This window comes from Vogesella sp., assembly GCF_046297735.1.
GTDB classification, from domain to species: domain Bacteria; phylum Pseudomonadota; class Gammaproteobacteria; order Burkholderiales; family Chromobacteriaceae; genus Vogesella; species Vogesella urethralis.
This window is the reverse complement of the sequence record NZ_JBKBHK010000005.1, coordinates 203,018-221,275: the sequence shown is the minus strand read 5'-3', so window position 1 is coordinate 221,275 and position 18,258 is coordinate 203,018. Positions and strand designations below refer to the sequence as shown.

The 18,258-nt window shown below is 62.8% G+C and carries 13 protein-coding genes; 5 read left to right on the top strand and 8 right to left on the bottom strand.

The annotated features are described in order from the left end of the window. Positions 1-9 precede the first annotated feature (9 nt). Positions 10-903, bottom strand: coding sequence for a LysR family transcriptional regulator (locus tag ACK4FZ_RS08505; RefSeq protein ID WP_170252326.1), 894 nt, complete (start codon positions 901-903; stop codon positions 10-12). Positions 904-1,135: 232 nt separating this feature from the next. Here ACK4FZ_RS08505 and ACK4FZ_RS08500 point away from each other — a divergent pair, with 232 nt between their 5' ends. Continuing rightward, positions 1,136-1,690: a flavodoxin family protein gene (locus ACK4FZ_RS08500; protein ID WP_409819825.1), complete on the top strand. Its 555-nt coding sequence runs from the start codon at positions 1,136-1,138 to the stop codon at positions 1,688-1,690. 69 nt (positions 1,691-1,759) lie between these two features. On the opposite strand, the gene ppa is transcribed toward ACK4FZ_RS08500, so the two are convergent. After that, the gene (gene ppa / locus ACK4FZ_RS08495; RefSeq protein ID WP_144372577.1) at positions 1,760-2,290 is read right to left on the bottom strand and encodes an inorganic diphosphatase; all 531 of its coding nucleotides are present in this window, start codon (positions 2,288-2,290) and stop codon (positions 1,760-1,762) included. 108 nt (positions 2,291-2,398) lie between these two features. Here ppa and coq7 point away from each other — a divergent pair, with 108 nt between their 5' ends. After that, positions 2,399-3,019, top strand: a complete 621-nt coding sequence (gene coq7, locus ACK4FZ_RS08490) for a 2-polyprenyl-3-methyl-6-methoxy-1,4-benzoquinone monooxygenase (protein ID WP_409820017.1) — start codon at positions 2,399-2,401, stop codon at positions 3,017-3,019. A gap of 94 nt (positions 3,020-3,113) precedes the next feature. On the opposite strand, the gene ACK4FZ_RS08485 is transcribed toward coq7, so the two are convergent. The 4 genes from ACK4FZ_RS08485 to eat form a co-directional block, all read right to left on the bottom strand. Further along, the gene (locus tag ACK4FZ_RS08485; protein WP_409819821.1) at positions 3,114-4,523 is read right to left on the bottom strand and encodes a sodium:proton antiporter; all 1,410 of its coding nucleotides are present in this window, start codon (positions 4,521-4,523) and stop codon (positions 3,114-3,116) included. Positions 4,524-4,750: 227 nt separating this feature from the next. Continuing rightward, complete coding sequence (gene eutC / locus ACK4FZ_RS08480) at positions 4,751-5,578, bottom strand: ethanolamine ammonia-lyase subunit EutC (protein ID WP_409819818.1); 828 nt, start codon at positions 5,576-5,578, stop codon at positions 4,751-4,753. Beyond that, positions 5,575-6,954, bottom strand: coding sequence for an ethanolamine ammonia-lyase subunit EutB (locus ACK4FZ_RS08475; protein WP_409819816.1), 1,380 nt, complete (start codon positions 6,952-6,954; stop codon positions 5,575-5,577). Before ACK4FZ_RS08475 ends, eutC begins: the two co-directional genes overlap by 4 nt. A gap of 43 nt (positions 6,955-6,997) precedes the next feature. Next, positions 6,998-8,419, bottom strand: a complete 1,422-nt coding sequence (eat, locus tag ACK4FZ_RS08470) for an ethanolamine permease (protein ID WP_409819813.1) — start codon at positions 8,417-8,419, stop codon at positions 6,998-7,000. Positions 8,420-8,776: 357 nt separating this feature from the next. On the opposite strand from eat, the gene ACK4FZ_RS08465 reads away from it, so the two are divergent. Further along, complete coding sequence (locus tag ACK4FZ_RS08465) at positions 8,777-9,742, top strand: helix-turn-helix domain-containing protein (RefSeq protein ID WP_409819811.1); 966 nt, start codon at positions 8,777-8,779, stop codon at positions 9,740-9,742. 261 nt (positions 9,743-10,003) lie between these two features. On the opposite strand, the gene cysN is transcribed toward ACK4FZ_RS08465, so the two are convergent. Together cysN and cysD are read right to left on the bottom strand one after the other, a co-directional pair. After that, positions 10,004-11,437: a sulfate adenylyltransferase subunit CysN gene (gene cysN, locus ACK4FZ_RS08460; RefSeq protein ID WP_409819808.1), complete on the bottom strand. Its 1,434-nt coding sequence runs from the start codon at positions 11,435-11,437 to the stop codon at positions 10,004-10,006. Between the two features lie 74 nt (positions 11,438-11,511). After that, the gene (cysD, locus tag ACK4FZ_RS08455) at positions 11,512-12,438 is read right to left on the bottom strand and encodes a sulfate adenylyltransferase subunit CysD (protein WP_409819805.1); all 927 of its coding nucleotides are present in this window, start codon (positions 12,436-12,438) and stop codon (positions 11,512-11,514) included. A 283-nt stretch (positions 12,439-12,721) separates the two neighbouring features. Between cysD and ACK4FZ_RS08450 the strand changes: the two genes are divergently transcribed. Continuing rightward, a complete protein-coding gene (locus ACK4FZ_RS08450; RefSeq protein WP_409819803.1) occupies positions 12,722-13,840 on the top strand; it encodes a response regulator in 1,119 nt (372 codons plus the stop codon). 60 nt (positions 13,841-13,900) lie between these two features. After that, positions 13,901-18,256, top strand: coding sequence for a PAS domain-containing protein (locus tag ACK4FZ_RS08445; RefSeq protein WP_409819800.1), 4,356 nt, complete (start codon positions 13,901-13,903; stop codon positions 18,254-18,256). The last annotated feature ends 2 nt before the right edge of the window (positions 18,257-18,258 follow it).

Genomic DNA, 18,258 nt, shown 5'->3' with positions numbered 1-18,258 from the left:
GGTGACGATTTAGCTGAGTTTCCATTCAAAGGTCTGCAGCCGCTTGATGAACCAACTCAGCGCCTGGCCTGGCTGCGCTTCTTTCCAAGCGTAGTGTAGCTGGACCGGTGTGCGCTTCTCTTCTACTTCCTTGATGACCAGGCGGCCGGCTGCAACATCATCGTGAATGCGGCATAGCGGTAGAAAACCTACCCCAAGTCCGGCACGCTGAACAGCGATTTTGTCTTCTACTGTGGCGACGGTCAGACGGCTTTGACCTTCTTGTATCGAAACGCTGCGTGGAGGCAGGCTGCGTGACGTGTCGGCGGCCACTGCCACGCGGTAGCGGCGGATCAGGTGCTGCGGGATGGGCTCTTCGGCGCTGGCCAGCGGGTGATCGGGCGACACGCAGAACACAAAGCGGGTTTTGCCCATACTGCGTGTCTGGAAGGCGTGCCCGCCCTGGCTGTTTTCGGTGGCACCAATTGCCAGGTCGGCACGGCCATCGACCAGCGCGTCCCAGGTGCCGCCAAACACTTCACGGCTGATGCGCAGTTCGGTGTCGGCGCCCAGTTGGTTGAACTCTTCCAGTAACTGCAGCACGTCGTCGAAAAACAGCAGGTCGGACATGGCAATGCGCAGCTCGCCTTCCCAGCCGGTGGCGTGCGTCTTGACGCGGCTTTCAATCATGGCGGCCGAATCCAGCAGCGAACGGCCTTCCTTCAGCAGCAGTTCGCCGGTGGAGGTTAGCCTGGCCTTGTGCCCGCTGCGGTCGAACAGCTGCACGTTGAGGTCTTGCTCCAGCTTTTGCACGCTGTAGGTGATGGCCGACGGGACGCGGTACAGCTCTTCGGCTGCGGCGGCAAAGCTACCACGGCGGTCGATGGCATCCAGCACCATCAAGGCATCGAGAGAAAGTTTCATCTTCAGAATATCTGAAAAAAAGAGTCAAAAAGTAACGCTATATCCGTACTGGTCACGACAATATACTGTGTTTGACCGTCTGTTGCAGCCCAAGTCACTGGTTTTGAAACGCATTGTGCGTTTTCCTGTGGCCCGGGTTCGGGCAGATTTTCTGAATTAGCGTTGCTGTCAGCCGGGCCCGGCACGTGCAGTCCATGCTATGCCCCCGTTCTAACCATAGAGGGAAAATGTCATGACTACCAAACTTGCCGTGGTGTACCACAGCGGCTACGGCCATACCGCCAAAGTAGCCGAGTTTGTGGCTGCCGGCGCGCGCGAGCACGCCGAGGTGTTGCTGCTCAACGCCGAAGAAGCCACCGCCCGTATCGACGAGCTGGCCGCTTGCGACGCCATCGTGTTCGGTGCCCCTACCTACATGGGCAGCGTATCGGCCCAGTTCAAGGCCTTCATGGATGCCAGCGCCAAGGTGTGGTACAGCCAGGGCTGGAAAGACAAGATCGCCGGCGGCTTTACCGTATCCAACAGCCCCAGCGGCGACAAGCTGAACACGCTGCAGCAGCTGTCGGTGTTTGCTGCCCAGCACGGCATGATCTGGGTTGGCACCGGCCTGATGCCGGGCGGTACCATCGGTAGCGAGATCAACCGTTACGGCAGCTCGCTGGGCCTGATGACCCGTACCGACAATGCACCGGCCGAGGTGACGCCGGATGCGGCCGACCTGGAAACTTCCCGCCTGTTCGGTGCCCGTCTGGCGCAGAAAGCGGCGCAGTTCAAACGCGGCGCCTGATGCGGCCAACCGTGGCGCAGGCAATAAAAAAGCCGGGTTACCCCGGCTTTTTTTGCGTCGGCAGCAGGCTTAGCCTTGCTTGGCGCGCTCGATGCCTTCGTTCAGTTCGCGGGTTGCGTCTTCCAGCGTGCCCCAGCCCTGGATCTTGACCCATTTGCCTTTTTCCAGGTCCTTGTAGTGCTCGAAGAAGTGCACCATCTGGTCGCGCAGCAGTTGCGGCAGGTCTTCCAGTTTCTGGATGTCCTTGTACATCGGGCACAGTTTTTCCACCGGTACGGCGATCAGCTTGGCATCCACGCCGCCGTCGTCTTCCATCTTGATCAGGCCCAGTGCGCGTACGCGGATCAGCACGCCCGGCGGCAGCGGGAACGGGGTGACCACCAGCACGTCAACCGGGTCGCCGTCGCCAGCGATGGTTTGCGGCACGAAACCGTAGTTGGCCGGGTAGAACATGGAAGTACCCATGAAGCGGTCTACGCACAGGGCGCCGGTTTCTTTGTCGAACTCGTATTTGATCGGGGCGCTGTTGGCGGAGATTTCGATCACGACGTTGATGTCGTTGGGCATGTCCTTGCCCGGGCTGATCAGGTCGATATTCATGCTCGGTATCCTTGTGTCGGTACGGTCAATGGGAAAAACCACGGGATTATACCAGCAGCGCCGGCAAGGTATAATCGCCACTATTGATGACCGCCATAAGCTTGCATGATGCTAGACAGACTGATCACCGAATTCGACCGTGGCCTGCGCACGCTGTTTGCGCCCGCCGTCAGCAGCCGCCCGCGACCGGACAAGGAAGTGGCCGAAGCCGAGCTGTCTGCCGCCGAAAAGCAGCACGCCATCGGCCTGATGCGCGTCAACCACTGTGGCGAGGTGTGCGCCCAGGCGCTGTACCAGGGCCAGGCGCTGACCGCGCGTAACCCGGCGGCGCGCGACGCGCTGCGTCATGCCGCCTTCGAGGAGGTTGAACACCTGGCCTGGACCGAGCAGCGCATCCGCGAGCTGGGCGGCCGCCCCAGCCTGCTGGGCCCGGTGTGGTATACCGGCTCGCTGGCCATCGGTGTGACCGCCGGTCTGCTGGGTGACAAGTGGAACCTGGGTTTTCTGGAAGAAACCGAAAAGCAGGTGGGTGCCCATCTGGACAGCCACCTGCAGCAGCTGCCGGAGCAGGACGCCAAAAGCCGCGCCATCGTGGCGCAGATGCGCGACGACGAGCTGAAGCACGCCGACATGGCGCACGACTTCGGCGCCGCGCCGCTGCCGCTGCCGGTGAAGGGGTTGATGAAGCTCACTGCCAAGGTGATGACGGCCACCAGCTACCGCGTGTAGTTGCCCTGGCTGCCACCGCAAAAAAAGCCCGCAATCGCGGGCTTTTTTGTTGCGGCCAACTATGCGGCTAACCTCACAGGTTGGCCGCACAGGCTTAGAAGAACACGAAGGTCAGCAGCACGAAGGTGGGAATCAGGAACAGGCAGGCCCAGCCGATGTAGGCAAAGAAGCTGGGCATGGCCACGCCGCGCTCTTCCACAATGGCTTTCACCATGAAGTTCGGCGCGTTACCGATATAGCTGTTGGCACCCATGAATACGGCGCCCATCGAAATGGCCAGCAAGGTGTTGGCGCCAGGGCCCATCAGCTGTTGGGCATCGCCGCCTGCCAGGTTGAAGAACACCAGGTAGGTCGGGGCATTGTCCAGGAAGCTCGACAGTACGCCGGTCAACCAGAAGTAAGCGGCGTTGACCGGGGCGCCATCCGGGGTGGTAACCATGGTCACCAGTTCGGCAAAGGCGCCGGCTTTGCCGGCCTTCAGCATGGCCAGTACCGGAATCATGGTGATGAAGATGGCGGCGAACAGCTTGGCTACTTCCAGCATCGGCCCCCAGTTGAAAGCGTTGGCCTGGCGGCAGCGGCCCGGCGTCAGCTTCAGCGACAGTACGGTTACCAGCAGCAGCAGGATGTCGCGCACCACGTTCTGCAACTCGATATCCAGGCCAGCGATGTACCAACTGATACCGGGCTTCCACAAGCCGGACAGCAGCACGGCGCCGACAATGCCGCCCAGCAGCGCGAAGTTCACCTTGCCTTCGATGCTGACGCGCGAGTCCGGCGTCGGGTCCGGCAGCGGCGGCAGGTCTTCTTCCTTGTGGTAGTAGTGACGGTCCAGCAAGTAGAACACCGTCAGCAGGATGGCACTGGCCAGCGCCATCGGGGCCAGCATGTGTACCATGGTCCAGCCAAAGCCCACGCCTTTCAGGAAGCCCAGAAACAGCGGCGGGTCGCCCAGCGGCGTCAGCGAGCCGCCGATATTGGCCACCAGGAAGATGAAGAACACGAACACGTGCGTCTTGTAGCGGCGGTTGTCGTTGGCGCGTAGCAGCGGGCGGATCAGCAGCATGGCGGCGCCGGTGGTGCCGGTAAAGCTGGCCAGCAAGGTGCCGACGCCCAGAAAACCGGTATTCAGCAGCGGCGAGCCGTGCAGGTTGCCGCGCAGGTAGATGCCGCCGGCCACGGTAAACAGCGACACCAGCAAGATGATGAACGGCACGTATTCCAGCACCAGGGTGTGGGCCATCTCGTAGGCCGTTGCGCCCAGGCCGTGGCTGGCGGCGAACGGCACGATGAACAACAGCGACCACATGGCAGCAATCTTGCCAAAGTGGTGGTGCCAGAGGTTGGCCGCCAACAGCGGTAACAAGGCGATGGACAGCAGCATGCCGGCAAACGGCAGTGCCCAGGCAATGGCCAGCTCGCCGCCGTTGATGCTGGCCTGCGCAAGCGCAGGCAGCAACAGCAGGGCGCCGGCCAGCAAGTGCGGCAGACGGGAGAGGTTCATGGTGAATCCTGTGTTGTCGGTGACGCTGCCCGTTCCGGCGCCGGATGCGTCGTCCTTTATGGTTTGCTCTGTCAGGGGTAACCGGAAGCGCGGCAGTTTACCAGCATCTGCCGCTAGCAGGGCTATCGGGGCTTTCCCCTTGCTGTTGCAGAATGTAAACAGCTGATATGCCAAGCGAAACGGCACCGCATGCAAATGCGGTGCCGTGTGGCGGGCGGTAGGGATGGTCAGGCTGGCAGCGCGCTGGCCTGGGTGCCAGCCAGCAAGGTGGCCCAGCCGGGGTCGGCGGCGCTGCCGTCTTTCAGTGCCACGCCGCTGCCCTGTTGCAAGGCAGCGCGGATCAGCCACGCCAGCTTGAAGGCGGCCAGCGGGTAGGGCAGGCCGGCCGGGCGCACATTGGAGATGCAGTTGCGTTCCGAGTCCATGCGGCCAACCTTGGGCGCGCTGGTGAGGTAGACGCCCAGGCTGTCCGGCGAGCTCAGGCCCGGGCGTTCGCCGATCAGCATCACCACCAGCCGGGCATGTAGGCACTCGCCGGCTTCGTCGGCCAGCGCCACGCGGGCCTGGCTGGCGATGACGACCGGGCCGACGCTGAGTCCGGCGTCGGCCAGATAAGGCAGCGTGGCCGCCAGCAGCGGCGCGGCGTGGCTGGCGGTGGCCAGCGACGACAGGCCGTCGCCGACCACGAACAGCACATCGCAGCCGTCCGATTGCTGTGCCAGCAGCTGCGTGCGGCTGTCGGGGTGCAGCCGGCGGCCGAGGTCGGGGCGCTGCAGGTATTGCGCCCGGTTGGCCGCTGCTGATTGCACCTGCAGCACGCCGTGGCCGGCCTGTTGCAGCGTGGCGGCCAGCGCGTCGCCATCCAGCGGGGTGTGTACCGCGTCGCGCGCTTGCGCGTGCGCCAAGGCAAAGCGCAGCGTTTCGCGGGTGGGCAGGCTGGCGCCGGCACGGCCTAGCGCGATGCGCGCCACCGTGTGCTGGCCCAGCGCCTGCCAGCTGTCTTCGGTAATGGTGTCGGGGTTGGCCGCCGGGCCGGGGAAAGGGATCACGCTCATGCGACGGTCTCCATCAGGCCCAGTAGTGGTGGTTGCTGCCCGTGCGCCTGCAGACGGCCGCCGCGGGTAATGGCCATCGTTTCCAGCCAGTCTTCGAATTCCGGTGCCCGTTTCAGCCCCAGCAGCTCGCGCAGATACAGCGCGTCGTGGAACGAGGTGCTTTGGTAGCCCAGCATGATGTCGTCGGCGCCGGGCACGCCGATGATGAAGTGGATGCCGGCGGTGCCCAGCAGCGTCAGCAGGGTATCCATATCGTCCTGGTCGGCTTCGGCGTGGTTGGTGTAGCAGATGTCGCAGCCCATCGGCAGCCCCAGCAGCTTGCCGCAGAAGTGGTCTTCCAACCCGGCGCGGATGATCTGCTTGCCGTCGTACAGGTACTCCGGCCCGATAAAGCCCACCACGGTGTTGACCAGCAGCGGGCTGAAGTGGCGTGCCACGGCGTAGGCGCGGGCCTCGCAGGTTTGCTGGTCTGCACCCCAGTGCGCGCCGGCCGACAGCGCGCTGCCCTGGCCGGTTTCGAAGTACATCACGTTGTCGCCCACCGTACCGCGCTGCAGGCTGCGGGCGGCGTCGTGGGCTTCTTGCAGCACGGCCAGGTTGATGCCGAAGCCGCTGTTGGCGCGTTCGGTGCCGGCTACCGACTGGAACACCAGGTCTACCGGTGCGCCGCGGCCTATCAGTTCCAGTGTGGTGGTGACGTGGGTCAGCACGCAGCTTTGGGTAGGGATGGCGTAACGCAGGCGCACCTCGTCCATCATCGCCAGCATGGTGTGGATGGCCTCCGGGCTGTCGGTGGCCGGGTTGATGCCGATTACCGCGTCGCCGGCGCCGTACAGCAGGCCGTCCAGCATGGCGGCGGCAATGCCGCGCGCGTCGTCGGTGGGGTGGTTGGGCTGCAAGCGTACGCCCATGTGGCCGGGCAGGCCCTGGGTATTGCGGAAGGCGGTCACCACACGGCACTTGCGCGCCACCAGGATCAGGTCCTGATTGCGCATCAGCTTGCTGACGGCGGCCACCATTTCCGGGGTGAGCCCGGGCGCCAGGGCGGCCAAGGTGGCAGGGTTGGCCGCATCGGACAGCAACCAGTCGCGAAAGCCGCCCACGGTGAGGTGGGCCACCGTGGCAAAGGCGGTGGCATCGTGGCTGTCGATGATCAGCCGGGTGACCTCGTCTTCCTCGTACGGGATGATGGCGTGCTGCAGAAAGTCGCGCAGCGGTACGTCCGCCAGGCAGTAGCGCGCTGCCACGCGCTCTTCGGCGCTGGCAGCGGCCACGCCGGCCAGCAGGTCGCCGGAGCGTAGCGGCGAGGCGCGGGCGAGCAGGGTTTTGAGATCGGCAAACGGGTAACGGCGCGGGCCGATGGTGATCTGGTACATGCTGCTTCAGGGCCGGCGTCGCCGGCCCTGCCTCCACGGGGTATCAGGATGCTTCGGTAGCCAAGGTCGGTTTCACGTCGGCGCCGGCGGCCTCGCCGTGCAGTAGCGCGTCGTGCGCGGCGGCGGCACGCTGGCGGTGGGTGGCCAGGTAGTAGGCAAAGCCGGCGACCAGGATGGCGAGGAACAGGCCGGTCAGCATGGTGTTGTAGTACACCAGCGCCGCCAAGCACACCAGGGCGCAGCCCAGTGCAATGGCAGGCAGTAGTGGGAATAGCGGTGCGGTATAGGGGCGCGCCAGGCCTGGCTCGCTGCGGCGCAGCTTGAACAGCGACAGCATGGACACGATGTACATCACGATGGCACCGAACACCGACAGCGTGACGATATTGGCGGTCAGCGGCAGGCCGCCGATCTGGATGAAGCTATCGCTGAAGATAGCCGCGATACCGATCACGCCGCCGGCCAGGATGGCGCGGTGCGGGGTCTTGAAGCGCGGGTGCACGACGGCCAGCGCCGGCGGCAGGTAGCCGGCACGGGCCAGCGCAAAGATCTGGCGCGAGTAGCCCATGATGATGCCGTGGAAGCTGGCGATCAGACCAAACAGGCCCAGCCATACCAGCATATGCAGCCAGCCGCTGTCACCGCCCACAATCACCTTCATTGCCTGCGGCAGCGGGTCGTTGATATTCGACAGCGTGCGCCAGTCGCCCACGCCGCCGGCCATGATCATCACCCCCAGCGCCAGCGCTACCAGCGTCAGGATGCCGGCAATATAAGCGCGCGGGATGGTGCGCACCGGGTCGCGCGCCTCTTCGGCGGCCATGGCGGCACCTTCGATCGCCAGAAAGAACCAGATGGCAAACGGGATGGCAGCAAAGATACCCCCAATGGCAGCCATGCTGAAGGCATCGTTGCCGGCCCAGCCGTGGGCAGTGAAATTGGCCCAGTCAAAGCCCGGCGCCACCACGCCCATGAATACCAGCAATTCAAAAATGGCCACCAGCGTCACGCACAGCTCGAAGGTGGCAGCAATGCTCACCCCTACAATGTTCAGCGTCATGAACACCAGATAAGCGCCGCAGGCGGTCCATTTTGGGTCCAGCGCCGGAAACTGCACATTCAGGTACGCCCCGATCGCCAGCGCAATAGCCGGCGGTGCAAACACGAACTCGCACAGCGTGGCAAAACCGGCCACAAAGCCACCCACCGGGCCAAAGGCACGCCGGGCGTAGGCAAACGGGCCGCCGGCGTGCGGGATGGCGGTGGTGAGTTCGGTAAAGCTGAAAATGAACGCGGTATACATCAGTGCCACGAATAGCGTGGTCACCAGAAAGCCCAGCGTGCCCGCCTGCGCCCAGCCATAACTCCAGCCGAAGTATTCGCCCGAGATCACCAGCCCGACGGCGATGCCCCAGAGCTGCCAGCCGCCCAGCTTGCGTGCCAGGCCATGGTTGCTTGTACTCATTGTGATGGCTCCATGCTTGTTTTGCTCCCTGCCTGCAGCACCCGCTGTCAGGCCCTGGCAACCATGGTAGGAAGCGGCTGTCGGCGGCCGGTATCGCAAAACGGAAATTGCACGCCGCACCGGCGCGGCGCAGGCCATGATTTGCCGCGCTGCAGCAAATGCCGTGCCGATGCCATGCACTGCGATGGTGCGCTGCGTGTCAGCAGGCACGGCAAGGCGCACCCGGCTTGCGCAACCGGCGGCCAACGCGTGCACAAGGCTGGCGAATTTGCCGGTTTTGGATAGCCAATGTCATGCCGGGCCGCTGGTGTGGCTTTTGCTTGCTTGGCGTGTGGTTTTTGGCGAACGGAGGACGCCATGCACGCATTGACCGGCATGGCCAGCATGCAGCTGACCACCCGCATGGCCGAAGACGCGGCCGATCACGCCGCCTTTATTACCGGCTGGCAGCAGCACTACGCGCAGCTATCCTGCGGGCGCTACCAGGGGCGGCTCGATGAGCTATGCCTGCCGCGCCTACAGGTTTTCCGCGAGTTCTCGTCCTGTGAAACCTGGCAGCACTGCCAAGCCTGGCCGGACGCCGTGTGGTTCGGCATTCCGCGCCCGGGCGCCGGTGGCCAGTTACGCTACTGTGGCCGCAGCGTACCGGCCTACACCGTGTTGCTGTCTCCCGGAGGTAGCGACTTCACGCTGCGTACCCCGCCGGGTTTCCTGATTTACGGCATGGTGCTGCCGCTGGCGCTGCTGGACCTGCACGCCCAGCTGCTTACCGGCAGCCATGCGCCGGCAAGCTGGCGGCACCGCGGCATGCTGACGCTGCCCGCTACCGCCTACGCCCAGCTGTGTCAGACGCTGGACAGCATCCTGGATACTCCCGCTGCCAGCGCTGCGCCGTCGCGGCTGGCGCAGGCCAGCATTACCGCGCTGATACAGGCGCTGTTGCAGGCACAAGGCATTGACGGGCTGTGCCGCAGCAGTATCCAGCAGCGCCATCTGGCCTGGGTGGAGGCGGCCTGTGCGCTGGCGGCCAGCCCGGCCGATGTGCTGCCAACGGTGGACGAGCTGTGCGCCCGCCTGCACGTTACCCGGCGCACGCTGCAAAACGGTTTTCAGGAAGTGGTGGCCACCAGCCCCTTGCAATGGCTGCGTGCGCTGCGCCTGCACCACGTGCGTCAGGCCTTGCGTACTACGCCCGCTGACGACACCCCCATCAACGACCTGGCCGCAGCTTGGGGCTTTGTTAGCCCCAGCCATTTCAGCTACGACTACCGCCGCCAGTTTGGCGAAACGCCCAGCCAGACACGGCAACTGAGCCGGCTGTAAATCTGGCAGCCGGCAGGGTTTACGACGGTGCCCCGCCGATCTGGATAACACAGGTCAGGCCGGGTGGTGCCAAGTTGCTCCGGTGGTAGGGCCACCACTTAGATGCTGCTGCTAGCGTCTACCATAAAGCTCTGGCCGTTTTGGCTGCACGAGGCCAGCAAACTGATTAACCGGGTTGGCCGCACGCGCTCTGCGGCACCCGCAACAACAAAGCCCCGTACTCGCGTACGGGGCTTTGTTGTTGCGGGTGCCGGGCAAGACTTAAAGTAGCTTGCTGATGTCTTTCGCGTCCCAGTGCGGGAAGTGCTTGCGCACCAGCGCGTTGAACTCGATCTCGAACGCGCGCAGGCGGGCGAGGTCGCTCTGGTCCTGGCTGGCGCTGTCGATCTGTGCTTCGCCGCGGATCATGCCGGCGCCGGAGGTAGCGTTGGAGAGGCGGTCGATCACGATCAGGCTGCCGGTCGCGCGGCACTGGCTGTAGGCGTCGAACACCACCGGGGCAGTGAAGGCGATGCGCACCAGGCCGATTTCGTTCAGCTGCAGCTTTTCGGCTTCGAAGGCGTCCAGGGTGTTGACGTCCACGCGGTGCACGATGCGTTCCACACGGCCGGTAACGGTTTTGCCGGCCAGCTTGAACAGGTAGTCCTTACCCACCGCCAGCGGGGTTTCATCCATCCACACCAGGTGGGCTTCCACCGCCTGGCTCACCAGCGGGCGGGCTTCGTCGGCGCGCACGATCATGTCGCCGCGCGAGATATCGATCTCGTCGGCCAGCGTCAGGGTGATGGCCTGGCCGCTGCGGGCGATGTCGAGATTGCCTTCGTACACCACCACGTTTTCCACGGTGCTTTCCTTACCGGACGGCAGCGCCACGATACGGTCGCCGGGGCGGATTTCACCGCTGGCCACGGTGCCGCAGAAGCCGCGGAAGTCGAGGTTGGGGCGGTTCACGTACTGCACCGGCAGGCGGAAAGCGCTCTGGGCCACGTCGTGGTCGACTTCCACGCTATCGAGGATGCCCATCAGCGTCTGGCCGTCGTACCACGGCGTACGCTCGCTGGCGCTGACCACGTTGTCGCCGCGCAGGGCACTGATCGGCACGAAGCGGATGTCGGCAATACCCAGGTTGGCCGCAAAAGCCAGGTATTCGTCGCGGATGCGGTTGAACACGGCCTGGTCGAAGTCCAGCAGATCCATCTTGTTGATGGCCACCACCACGTGCTTGATGCCCAGCAGACTGACGATGTAGCTGTGGCGGCGGGTCTGCGTTTGCACGCCGTAGCGGGCGTCGATCAGGATCACCGCCAGGTTGCAGGTGGAGGCACCGGTGGCCATGTTGCGGGTGTACTGCTCGTGGCCCGGGCAGTCGGCAATGATGAACTTGCGACGGTCGGTACTGAAGTAGCGGTAGGCCACGTCGATGGTAATGCCTTGCTCGCGCTCGGCTTGCAGGCCGTCTACCAGCAGCGCGAGGTCGATCTCCTCGTCGGTGGTGTTGTACTTTTTCGAGTCGCGCTGGATGGCGGCCAGCTGGTCTTCGAAGATCAGCTTGGAGTCATGCAGCAGGCGGCCGATCAGCGTGGACTTGCCGTCGTCCACGTTGCCACAGGTGATGAAGCGCAGCAGGTCCTTGTTTTCGTGCTGCTTCAGGTAGGCCAGGATGTCGCTGGCGATCAGGTCGGATTGGTGTGCCATGAGCGTATGCCTTGCATCAGCTAGGTTGGCCGCATGCGGCCAACCTCAGGATATTCAGTAGGAAGAAGCGGGGCTTAGAAGTAGCCTTCCATCTTCTTTTTCTCCATCGAGCCGGCCGAGTCGTGGTCGATCACGCGGCCCTGGCGTTCGGAGGTCTTGGTCAGCAGCATTTCCTGAATCACATCGGCCAGGGTGCCAGCTTCCGATTCCACCGCGCCGGTCAGCGGGTAACAGCCCAGCGTGCGGAAGCGCACTTTCTTGTGCTGGATACGCGCTTTTTCTTCTTCGCTCAGGTACTGCAGGATACGCTCGTCGTCGATCATGATCAGCGTGCCGTCACGCTCGATCACCGGGCGTTCGGCGGCGAAGTACAGCGGCACGATCTCGATGTTTTCCAGCAGGATGTACTGCCAGATGTCTAGTTCGGTCCAGTTGGACAGCGGGAACACACGGATGCTTTCGCCTTTGTTGATCTTGGCGTTGTAGATGTTCCACAGCTCCGGGCGCTGGCTTTTCGGGTCCCAGCGGTGGTTCTTGTCGCGGAACGAGTACACGCGCTCCTTGGCGCGCGATTTTTCCTCGTCGCGGCGGGCGCCACCAAAGGCGGCGTCGAACTTGTACTTGTTCAGTGCTTGCTTTAGTGCCTCGGTTTTCATCACGTCGGTGTGCTTGGCACTACCGGCGGTAAACGGATTGATGCCGGCTTCCACACCTTCCTGGTTGGTGTGCACGATCAGGTCCCAGCCGTATTCGCGGGCCTGCTTGTCGCGCAGCGCGATCATTTCCTTGAACTTCCAGGTGGTGTCCACGTGCATCAGCGGGAACGGCGGGCGGCCGGGGGCGAAGGCCTTCTCGGCCAGGCGCAGCATCACGGCAGAATCCTTGCCGATGGAGTACAGCATCACCGGGTTGTCGAACTCGGCGGCGACTTCACGGATGATGTGGATGGACTCGGCTTCAAGTTGCTTGAGGTGAGTCAGCCTCTCCTGACTGATATTCATCTTTGCGCTCAATTCTCTGGCTGTTGGCATCGCGGCACCCGGGCAGGCGCCGTGCCGGACTTTCCGGGCACCGCCAATGTACCGGAGAGGGGCGGTTCCCTGAAAGAATGAATATATATATCTATATGCTATATATGGCGCGCTTTGGTGCTAAAGCGGGAATATAGCGCGTTCTATGCATGTGCTTTTTATCGATTTAGAACGGCTACTACTTAAAGAACTATGACTAGAATGAAAGCTACAACAGTCGTACGCGTTCAACATATAACGATGGCAGGTAAAAATGAGCGACAAGCCCCTGATTGTAGTGATCGACGATGACGTACTGACCGGCGAGATGATTAGCGACGGTTTCGAAGACCAGTACCGTGTGCAGTGCTTCAGCAACCCTGTGCAGGCCTTGGCCGAGGTGGGCGGCTTGCAGCCGGCGCTGATCTTGCTGGATATCAACATGCCGCAAATGAACGGCTACGAGGTTTGCCGACGCTTGAAGGACGACTTCGAAACCAGCGATATCCCGGTAGTGTTCCTGTCCGGCTTGACCTCGCTGGAGGATCGCATGGCGGCTTACGACGCTGGCGGCGAGGATTTCACCTCCAAACCCTTGAATCTGAGCGTGGTGTCATCGCGCGTTGATGCACTGTTTCGTCGGCAGCGTGAAAAAGCCGCCCTGGCCAACCAGGCCAGCTACGCCACGGCAACGGCCATGACGGCGATGAGCAATGCGGCCGAACTGGGCTTGGTGGTAGATTTTTCGCGCCGCGCCATGGCCTGCGGTACGCTGGCACAGCTAGCGCAGGTGTTGCTGGATACGCTGTCCGGCTTCGGTGTAAACGGCGCCGTAGCACTGTGGATGACCGGCCAACGTTACGAGCGCAGCCAGGAAGGCGAGGTGAGCGAGATGGAGCGCGGGGTGCTGCAGCTGATCGCCGACTGCGGCCGCCTTGCCAGCCTGGGCAAGCGCGTGGCGTTCAATTTTGAGGGTATCACGCTATTGATTCGCGATCTGCCGGTAGACGATCACGACCGCGCCGGCCGCTTGCGCGATCATTTTGCGGTGCTGACCGAACTGGTGTCCGAGCGGCTGAAAATACTGGCCCTGCAACAGCGCGTTCATCAACGCGAAGCACAGCTGCATACCTTGCTGCAAAGCGTACGCGATGGTGTTGCTGCGCTCGATACCCAACGACGCGAAGATCGGGTCGCCGCCAGTACCTATCTGGAAACTTCGCTTAGCCGGGTGGAGCGCAGCCTGATGCACCTGGGGCTGACCGAGATGCAGGAAGAACAATTGATGGCGGTACTGCGAGAAACCAGCTACCAGCTGCTGGATCTTTATCGTGGTGATGCCCGAGGTGTGGACGCGTTGAAGCAGGCTTTGGCCTCGCTCCCCGATCTGTAGCCATTACCGTGCCAGAGTCGGGGCGTCATGCTGTAGCGCCTAGCTCAGACAGGAAGTGTCATGTCCATTCGTCATCGCTTGCTGTGGTGGTTCTTGCTGGGCAGCCTGTTGCCCATTGTGCTGATTGTGTACTTTGCCTATCACCAGGCTTATCAGGCAATGCAGCAAACACTGTTTCATCAGGTGCAGTCGCTGGCAGATGACCGTGTGCGCGAGCTGGCCAGCTGGAAAAGCGGCCAGCAGGATCACGTCCGGGTGCTGGCGGCCAACCCGGCGGTACAGCAGTGTGCCCGCCAGCTGGGGCGGGTGATGCGTGATGCAGGCCCGTTGTCGGCCGAGTACCGTCGTCAGCGCGATGTCTGCCGCTCCACGCTGGATTTTTCGGTGCTGGATGGCCTGGATGATGTGCTGTTGGCCGACCGGGACGGTCGTATTGTCTACACGCTGCGCCAGCGTCTGGATTTTGGTGCCTGGTTATTCGAGGGCGAGCTTGGCGGCACCCGCCTGGCCAAAGAGGCGCGCCACGCCGCGCAGCGCCCGGGTACCTACTTTGTGCCGCATCACTATTACCCGCCTGCTCGACGAGAAACCGCATTCTGGCTGTCGGCCATCGTGGTGGACGGCAGCGTGGCCGGCTACTTCATCATCAGTCTCAGTGCCGAGTCGCTGAATCGCATCCTCAATAGTGATGTTGGTTTGGGCCGTACCGGCGAAGTGCTACTGGCACGACGCGAGGCCGACGGTCGCGCCCTGGTGCTCGGGCCGCTGCGTCAGCAGCCGCAAGCGGCATTCCGGCTACGGCTGAAAGCTGACGAGGCTCGTCTCGACCCGGTTTTTGATGCGCTGCGTGGCCGGCGTGGGGCCGGCCTGCGCCATGATTACCGCGGTGAACCGGTATTGGCCGCCTGGGAGCCGGTACCCGGCTTGGGCTGGGGCCTGGTGGTGAAGATAGATCAGCAAGAAGCGATGCAGCCGCTGCGACAATTGCAGCAGCAGATATTCTTGCTGATGCTCGCGGCTGCGGCAGGCGTGCTGCTATTGGGTTGGTGGCTGACCAAGCGGCTACTGCAACCGTTGCATACCCTGCTGCAGGTGAGTACCCGGCTCGGTAACGGCGACATTGGCGTGCGGGTGGCCAATACGGGCGATGATGAAATCGGTCGCCTGGGGCACAGCTTCAACCTGATGGCCGAGCAGATCGGCGAGGCGCAAAAGCGGCTATGGCAATATGCTTGTGAGCTGGAAGCCAAAGTGGCCGAGCATACCGGCCAGTTACTGCAGCGCCAGCAGCAGCTAGAAGACGCCGAACAAATGGCCCGGCTGGGTTACTACATCGTCGATCATCTTGGTGGCACCGTGTCCTGGTCGCGCCAGTTGTCGGCACTACTGGCCTATCCGGAGGCATTTGGTGCCAGTGAGGCCTTGTTCCGCGCACGGGTGCATCCGGAGGATTTGGCCCGCGTGCTGGCGGTATACGAAGACGACCACGTCGGGCAGTACCGCGTCAACTATCGGCTGTTGTTTGGCGACCAAGTGAAATACGTGCAGGAAATGGGCCGCCATGACTGGCAGCCCGATGGTGCCCTGAGCCGGCGCATGGCGGTGATCCAGGATGTGTCGCACTACGTATCCATCCTCGAAGAAAAAACAGCGACTTTGCAGGCACTGGAGCAAGAGCGGCTGGCGCGCGCCGAGCTGGCTGCCAGCCATGCAGAAGCGAAAGCGCAGGCCATTCTGGCTGCCATCGAAGACGGCATCATCGGGCTGAGCACCAGCGGCAGTATCGTATTTTGTAACCGTGCTGCAGCCAGCTTGCTGGCACTGGATGTTTCGGCGCTGGAAGGGCAGTTGCTGGAGCAGGTATTGCACCACAGCGGCCCGGATGGGCGCGCATATCAGGAACCCGGCCCCTTGTTGCAGGCGCTGCTATTGCGGCAGTCTTGCGCCAGCCAGTGGGAGCTGTTCGGTAGCCGGCAGCGTGCCAGTTTTCCGGTGGTATATCAGCTGAACCTGCTGCCGGAAGGGCATGGCGACCTGGCCGCGGTGCTGTACTTCCGCGATATCAGCGCCCAGCGCGCCAGCGAGGCGCGGCTGGAGCAGATGTCGCGTGCGGTCACGCAAAGCCCGGCCGGAGTGCTGATTACCGATATCAATGGCGTCATCGAATACGTCAACCCCCGTTTACTGGCCATGACCGGCTATAGCGAGGCAGAGATTCTGGGGCAAACGCCACAATTATTCCGCTCCGGGCTTACCAGCAAGGATACCTATAAAGGCTTGTGGCAGTCGCTACGCAACGGTATCAGCTGGCACGGCGAAATGCTGAATCAGCGCAAGGACGGCTCCCCGCTATGGGTGATGCAGATGATCTCGCCGATGCGCGATAGCGCCGGTCGGCTGACCCACTTTGTCAGCGTGCAGGAAGACATTAGCGAACAGAAAGCGCTGGCGCAGCAGATGGAGGCCGCCAAGTTGGCCGCTGAGGCTGCCGCAGCGACCAAAAGCGCGTTTCTGGCCAATATGAGCCACGAAATCCGTACCCCGATGAACGCCATCATCGGCATGGCGGACCTGGCCTTGCGCGATGCGTTGCCGGAACGTACGCGGCAGTTCCTGCAAAAGGTACTATCGTCCGCGCGCGGCCTGCTGGACATCATCAACGACATTCTGGACTTCTCCAAGATCGAGTCCGGCCACCTGCAAGTGGAGCAAACCCGCTTCGAGCTGGACAGCGTACTGGGCTCGCTGGCCGACATGCTGTCGATGCGGGTGGAAGGCAAGCCGCTGGAGCTGGTGTTCGACGTGGCACCACAGGTACCGCCTGTGCTGGTGGGCGATCCGCTGCGGCTGGGACAGGTACTGCTTAACCTGCTAGGTAACGCACTGAAGTTCACTCGTGAAGGCGAAATCGTGCTCAGTATCCAGCCGCACGCTGATGGCTGGCAGTTTAGCGTGCACGATAGTGGCATCGGGATGAGCGACGAGCAGGTGGGCAAACTGTTTCAGCCCTTTAGCCAGGCGGATGTGTCCACCCAGCGCCGTTTTGGCGGTACCGGGCTGGGCCTGGTGATTTCCAGTGAGCTGGTAAGGTTGATGGGCGGGCGCGGTATCGAGGTGGTATCGCAGCCTGGGGTGGGGAGCAGCTTCAGTTTCGTGTTGCCCTTACTGGCAACAGATACCGTTGTCCACTGGCCTGGCAGCCGTTTGGCTGCCGTTTACCTTTACGGCTTGCGGCCCAGCCAGGCACGCGTTGTACAGCAGCAATTGGCAGCACTGGCCATTCCTTGTCACTCCTTGGTTGGCGTGGAGGCCACCCTGCCAGCGCTGATGCAGCCGGAAGCGCCGGTATTGTGGTTGATCGATAGTGACCATTCTGGCTGGGCCAACGTTTTTCAGGACGTCAGCTGGCCCGCCGGTGCGCAGTGCGTGTTGCTCAGCCGGCGGCATCTCAGTGGTCAAGAGATGACACGCATGCGTCCCGATGGCATGCCTCTGGCTGGGGTATGGACCAAACCCTTGACCCCGTTGCGTTTGCGTCAGGGGGTGCACAGGTTGCTGGAGGGCGCGCTTGCATCGCCGGAACATGCCGCCAAGGCTATCGATCAGGTACTGGCTGGTTGCAGGGTGATGGTCGTGGACGACGTTGCGCTCAATCAGGAAGTGGCTGGCGCCTACCTGCAGGATGCCGGCGCCGAGGTGCGCTACGCTGCCAACGGCGAGGAGGCACTGCACCTGCTGGCCAGCTATCGCCCCGACGTCATCTTGATGGATTGCCACATGCCGGTAATGGATGGTTTTACCGCTACCACCCATATTCGCGCCAACCCGGACTGGGCGACCATCCCGGTGGTGGCGCTGACGGCCAATGCACTGGCGGGCAGCCGCGAAGAAGCACTGGCCGCCGGTATGGATGATTACGTCAGCAAACCGATCGACCCTGACAAACTGTTTGCCGTGCTGGCGCAGCTGGGTATCACTGCGCTCAAATCGGTGTCTGCCACCAGTAGCCAGCCCTCTTTGCCGGTGTCGTCTGATGCGGCCAACCTCCAGGCTGGCTCTTGGGATCGGCTTGTTGCCTTGGGCGTGGTGGTGGATGAAGGCGTGGCGCGTGCCATGCACAAGCGCAAGGTCTATCTGAAGTGGTTGCGTCTGTTTGCCAGCAGTCAGGCCACATTTGGCGACGAAGCTGCGGTGGCATTGCAGCAGGGCGATATTGCCCGGGTGCAGTTGCTGGCACATACACTGAAAGGCGCTGCCAGCAATGTCAGCGCCGAAGCGGTACGCCAGCAGGCAGAGCAACTGGAAAGCCTGGTCAGGCAAGGCGCAACGGTTGCAGAGATGGCGGCGGCGCTGGCGGCGACGGTCGAGGCATTGCAGCCGGTACGCAACGCGATTGCGGCGTTACCAGACGCATAATG

Bases quoted from the DNA above. Each gene is read 5' to 3' on its own strand.
- ACK4FZ_RS08465 (WP_409819811.1), top strand. From the start codon at position 8,777: ATGCACGCATTGACCGGCATGGCCAGCATGCAGCTGACCACCCGCATG.
- ACK4FZ_RS08475 (WP_409819816.1), bottom strand. From the start codon at position 6,954: ATGTACCAGATCACCATCGGCCCGCGCCGTTACCCGTTTGCCGATCTC.
- ACK4FZ_RS08485 (WP_409819821.1), bottom strand. From the start codon at position 4,523: ATGAACCTCTCCCGTCTGCCGCACTTGCTGGCCGGCGCCCTGCTGTTG.
- eutC (WP_409819818.1), bottom strand. From the start codon at position 5,578: ATGAGCGTGATCCCTTTCCCCGGCCCGGCGGCCAACCCCGACACCATT.
- ACK4FZ_RS08500 (WP_409819825.1), top strand. From the start codon at position 1,136: ATGACTACCAAACTTGCCGTGGTGTACCACAGCGGCTACGGCCATACC.
- eat (WP_409819813.1), bottom strand. From the start codon at position 8,419: ATGAGTACAAGCAACCATGGCCTGGCACGCAAGCTGGGCGGCTGGCAG.
- ACK4FZ_RS08505 (WP_170252326.1), bottom strand. From the start codon at position 903: ATGAAACTTTCTCTCGATGCCTTGATGGTGCTGGATGCCATCGACCGC.
- cysD (WP_409819805.1), bottom strand. From the start codon at position 12,438: ATGAATATCAGTCAGGAGAGGCTGACTCACCTCAAGCAACTTGAAGCC.
- cysN (WP_409819808.1), bottom strand. From the start codon at position 11,437: ATGGCACACCAATCCGACCTGATCGCCAGCGACATCCTGGCCTACCTG.
- ACK4FZ_RS08445 (WP_409819800.1), top strand. From the start codon at position 13,901: ATGTCCATTCGTCATCGCTTGCTGTGGTGGTTCTTGCTGGGCAGCCTG.
- ppa (WP_144372577.1), bottom strand. From the start codon at position 2,290: ATGAATATCGACCTGATCAGCCCGGGCAAGGACATGCCCAACGACATC.
- ACK4FZ_RS08450 (WP_409819803.1), top strand. From the start codon at position 12,722: ATGAGCGACAAGCCCCTGATTGTAGTGATCGACGATGACGTACTGACC.
- coq7 (WP_409820017.1), top strand. From the start codon at position 2,399: ATGCTAGACAGACTGATCACCGAATTCGACCGTGGCCTGCGCACGCTG.